This is a genomic window from Symplocastrum torsivum, assembly GCF_059505465.1.
The window spans coordinates 1-3,791 of the sequence record NZ_JCACKQ010000122.1; the positions used below are offsets into that span (position 1 = coordinate 1).

Sequence of the window (3,791 nt, forward strand, 5' to 3'; positions counted from 1 at the left end):
AAAAACATCCAGCCCATGATACTAGAGGTTGCAATCCTTGATGTTAAGCCCAGTAGGGTTAATGAGTTTGAAGCGGCTTTTAAAACAGCCTCAACGATCATTGCCTCGATGCCAGGGTACATCTCTCATGAACTCCAACGTTGCTTAGAAACCACGAACCGCTACATTCTACTTGTGCGCTGGCAGACGTTAGAAGACCACACCATTGGGTTTCGACAATCGCCAGAGTACCAACAGTGGCGTTCCTTGTTGCATCACTTTTATGAGCCGTTCCCAACAGTGGAACACTATGAAGTCGTTGCTTTTCGCTAGCCATCTACCCGACGAATTGGAATTTGGATTTCACTGCGCTTGGCAGGTTCGGGGACATAGGGAGCATCGTAGAAGAAGCGGCGAGGTGAACCGACGACAGTCCACTCCGGGTGCTGCGCTAACCACTCCCGTAAGCGCTCTATGTTCTTTTGGTAGCTCGAATAATCGTAACTGCCTTTTAGCCCAAGGCTGACGACTGTCATGGGTGCAATGTCTTCTACCTGAATGTTTTGTGCAATCTCAGAAGGGTAGATGTCAGTGCTGCGGTAGAGGAATGAAACAAGCGCTTCACCCCGTTCATCGGGTGCGCCTATCTCACTGGCTTCCAGGGTGCTAACTGGATAACGGGTTTCCACCGGAGCCGTCATGGAGATATTGTTAGAGCTGATGTGGCGATAGAGAGGGTCAAACGCTCTATTGGCTGCCATTGAGAGTTCTCCTGAGTAGCGAACTGTGGCAGAACGGTATGCCGGATATTGTTTGACTTCAATTTGCCCTTCTGGTGTTGGAGGTGGAAATCCTTCTGGCAAGGGAGCAGCAGTAGCACTATAGGCGAAAAATGCGATAGCGCAAGCGCTGCCGCCAAGGCAGATCGCTACCACTGCCAGGATTCCTACGGGTAATAGTATGTTCTCTAGCTTCACAGGGAACCTCAGAAATTCGTCCTATTCTAAGTCTGGCAGTTTTTCACGGGGGCAGGCGTTCACCTTCCTTGCACAGCGCAATCATGCGATCACAATTCTCTCTCGACACAGCACTTCTTCGCTCATTCAAATTTTGGTGGATGTTCCCCTACCTTGACCCACATCCGACGCACGCGAATCAACTGAGGACGATTCATCTTCAATGCAGCAATTGTTGCTCGACCAATCGGTGTCAATCCTACTAACTCTGTCCCATCCTCACTCCACGTAAAATGCTCCTCCCACACTTGGCGATGAGGATGAAACAAAGGAACTGTTTGCTGGGTAGTGGGGTCTAGTGCTGTTTGTAGAGTGGCTTTGTAGCGATTGCAGGTAGGACAGGAAAGGCAGATATTCTCGAAAATTGTCTCTCCAGCAGCCGAACGGGGGACAATGTGTTCAAATTCAAAAATTGCAACTGTCAGAGCTTCAGCCGTGCGGCAATAGGCGCAGCAATCCCTAAAATGGGTACGAATTTGTCGCTGTAGCTCAACAGGAATATAAGCGCTCACGCCACCGTTGCCAATGTTTCTAGGCAGTGCAGAGTATATCTGGCTCTGGTTTTGAGGATTGTCAGTTGATCGACTTGTGCTAGGAGACGGTCTAGATTTGCAACTTCGTCGGCAGAGAGTTGAGATTCTGCATTCTGAACTAGCAAATCGTTCAATTGATTTTGTGCTGCGGGAGCTAGCATACTATCGGCTAATGCTTGCAGCTCATCTTGGCTTAAGCCAATTAAGCACTCGTCATCTAGAGCTAATGGGTTCGCTAGTCGATTGTAGGCTTCCAAATCTAACAAGACGCCAACTCGCTCCCCCTGCTCGTTGGTAATGTAACGCACTTGCTCAGACATGGGTTTTCACCGTAAGGGCTTCGGATTCATCGTAGCTTATGGGAGCGAGAGCGATCGCTTCTCATGCTGCTTGGGTTGTGGGGGAGTGGACTTCGTGGAGGATAATGCGATCACCACCACTGCCAGGATTCCTACGGGTAATAGTATGTTCTCTAGCTTCACAGGGAACCTCAGAAATTCATCCTATTCTAAGTTTGGCAGTTTTTCACGGGGGGAGGGTTTCACCTTCCTTGCACAGCGCAATTACTTTAAAATCAATTCTATTACACGATCATCCAAATCAATTAGCTTGAGCCATGCTAGCGTCAAGCATTTGCCACGTCATCTCCTGACCTGCCCGTAAGGGCACAAGTCCGAATTCAGTAAATGGCACTTCATCGGGAATGCGCCAGGTCGTTCTGGTCAAGGTAATCTGTTCGGTATTGTGCGGGAGTTGATAAAAATCTGGCCCATAGAAGCTGGCGAAAGCTTCAAGTTTATCGAGTGCATCAACGCTCTCAAAAGCTTCTGTGTATAACTCCATCGCGTGCAGAGCTGAGTAGCAACCCGCACAGCCACAGGAACTTTCTTTGCCATTGCGGGGATGGGGGGCGCTATCGGTGCCAAGAAAAAACTTAGGATTGCCAGAGGTTGCTGCTTGCAAAAGAGCCAGGCGATGCTCCTCACGTTTCAAAATTGGCAGGCAATAAAAATGGGGGCGAATACCACCTTGAAATAGGATATTGCGGTTAAATAACAAATGTTGTGGGGTGATCGTTGCAGCGATGTTGTTCGCAGACAGGACATACTGCACAGCATCTGAGGTGGTAACGTGCTCAAGCACCACGCGCAGGTTAGGAAATCGCTGCTTGAGGGGGATCAAATGTCGCTCGATAAATACCTTCTCGCGATCGAACATATCGACACTTTGATCCGTCACTTCCCCGTGCAGTAGTAAAGGCATGTCTACCTGCTGCATCGCTTCAAAGACGCGATCGCACTTACGAATGTCCGTCACCCCGAAGTCTGAATTGGTCGTTGCCCCGGCTGGGTAGTACTTTACCGCTTTGACAAACTGGGCTTCTTTAGCCTGGATAATTTCTTCGGGGCTGGTGTTGTCGGTGAGGTAGAGCGTCATCAGTGGCTCGAACCGTTGATCAGCCGGAATCGCGGCGAGGATGCGATCGCGATAAGCCGCAGCATCCGCGACCGAGCGCACTGGGGGCTTCAAGTTCGGCATGACGATGGCGCGGGCAAACTGACGCACCGTGTGGGGCAGAACCGCTTTCAGCGCCGCACCGTCGCGTAGATGCAGATGCCAGTCGTCAGGCCGGGTGATCGTAAGCTTTTGCATCTCTCAATTATAAAACTGGAGATGAAAAAGGCGATTGGTACTTCATCTGCAATTGGATTTCCCATTGCGATCGCAGGTACGGTTGGGTACACGATCAGTGGTTGATACTGTTGGCGAACTTCACAATTGACTGCCTCCAGTGAGCCGCGCAGGAGAATGAAACATTCACTTAACTCACAAAAAACCTTTCCCCAAGTAATACACGGGAAAGCAGAGTTATCCATGTATTACTCGGAAGGAGTTGTGGCTGTCGTCGTTGTAGTAGCCAATTCGATTAATCGTTTTAAAGCTTTTTGAGCTGACTTATAGCTGGGAGCTTGTTTACCGAGCCTTAGCTCTCCTAAAACCTGTTCGGCTAAAACTGTCAATTGTTCAACGTTTTGGCTTGAAGCAAGAGCAGGGTTTTTCCCTGTGATAACAGGAAACGTCAAATTATTCTCCCTGACTACCTGTTCGAGTAAATCAGCCCTGGTTATGCCGAGACATTCTGCCGCTATGCCTAATGCAATCCATGTAGCATCCGTGAGTCTGAGCGTGCGAACTTGACGATATAGTATTTTCATTTGAGATGTAAACAAACAAAAAGAAGACAATGATAAAATTAAAGCTC

The 3,791-nt window shown here is 49.0% G+C and carries 7 protein-coding genes; 1 reads left to right on the top strand and 6 read right to left on the bottom strand.

Annotation, left to right across the window (positions count from 1 at the left end; genetic code table 11):
* Nucleotides 1-312, top strand: a 312-nt coding sequence (locus tag AC5JL3_RS30465) for an antibiotic biosynthesis monooxygenase family protein (RefSeq protein ID WP_496078014.1), incomplete at its 5' end; no start/stop codon positions are given.
* Here the strand turns inward: AC5JL3_RS30465 and AC5JL3_RS30470 are convergent.
* The 6 genes from AC5JL3_RS30470 to AC5JL3_RS30495 form a co-directional block, all read right to left on the bottom strand.
* Nucleotides 309-956, bottom strand: coding sequence for a heme-binding protein (locus tag AC5JL3_RS30470; RefSeq protein WP_496078015.1), 648 nt, complete (start codon nt 954-956; stop codon nt 309-311). The genes AC5JL3_RS30465 and AC5JL3_RS30470 overlap by 4 nt on opposite strands.
* Nucleotides 957-1,078: 122 nt before the next feature.
* Complete coding sequence (locus tag AC5JL3_RS30475) at nt 1,079-1,507, bottom strand: HNH endonuclease (RefSeq protein ID WP_496078016.1); 429 nt, start codon at nt 1,505-1,507, stop codon at nt 1,079-1,081.
* A complete protein-coding gene (locus tag AC5JL3_RS30480; RefSeq protein ID WP_496073965.1) occupies nt 1,504-1,848 on the bottom strand; it encodes a hypothetical protein in 345 nt (114 codons plus the stop codon). Before AC5JL3_RS30480 ends, AC5JL3_RS30475 begins: the two co-directional genes overlap by 4 nt.
* A gap of 36 nt (nt 1,849-1,884) precedes the next feature.
* Complete coding sequence (locus AC5JL3_RS30485) at nt 1,885-2,010, bottom strand: hypothetical protein (protein ID WP_496078017.1); 126 nt, start codon at nt 2,008-2,010, stop codon at nt 1,885-1,887.
* Nucleotides 2,011-2,128: 118 nt separating this feature from the next.
* Nucleotides 2,129-3,181 carry a dihydroorotase gene (gene pyrC, locus AC5JL3_RS30490; RefSeq protein WP_496078018.1) on the bottom strand — a complete coding sequence of 351 codons (1,053 nt, stop codon included), beginning with the start codon at nt 3,179-3,181 and terminating at the stop codon, nt 2,129-2,131.
* Nucleotides 3,182-3,408: 227 nt separating this feature from the next.
* Nucleotides 3,409-3,791: hypothetical protein (locus AC5JL3_RS30495; RefSeq protein ID WP_496078019.1), on the bottom strand; the 383-nt coding region annotated here is incomplete at its 5' end.

Bases quoted from the DNA above. Each gene is read 5' to 3' on its own strand.
- pyrC (WP_496078018.1), bottom strand. From the start codon at position 3,181: ATGCAAAAGCTTACGATCACCCGGCCTGACGACTGGCATCTGCATCTA.
- AC5JL3_RS30480 (WP_496073965.1), bottom strand. From the start codon at position 1,848: ATGTCTGAGCAAGTGCGTTACATTACCAACGAGCAGGGGGAGCGAGTT.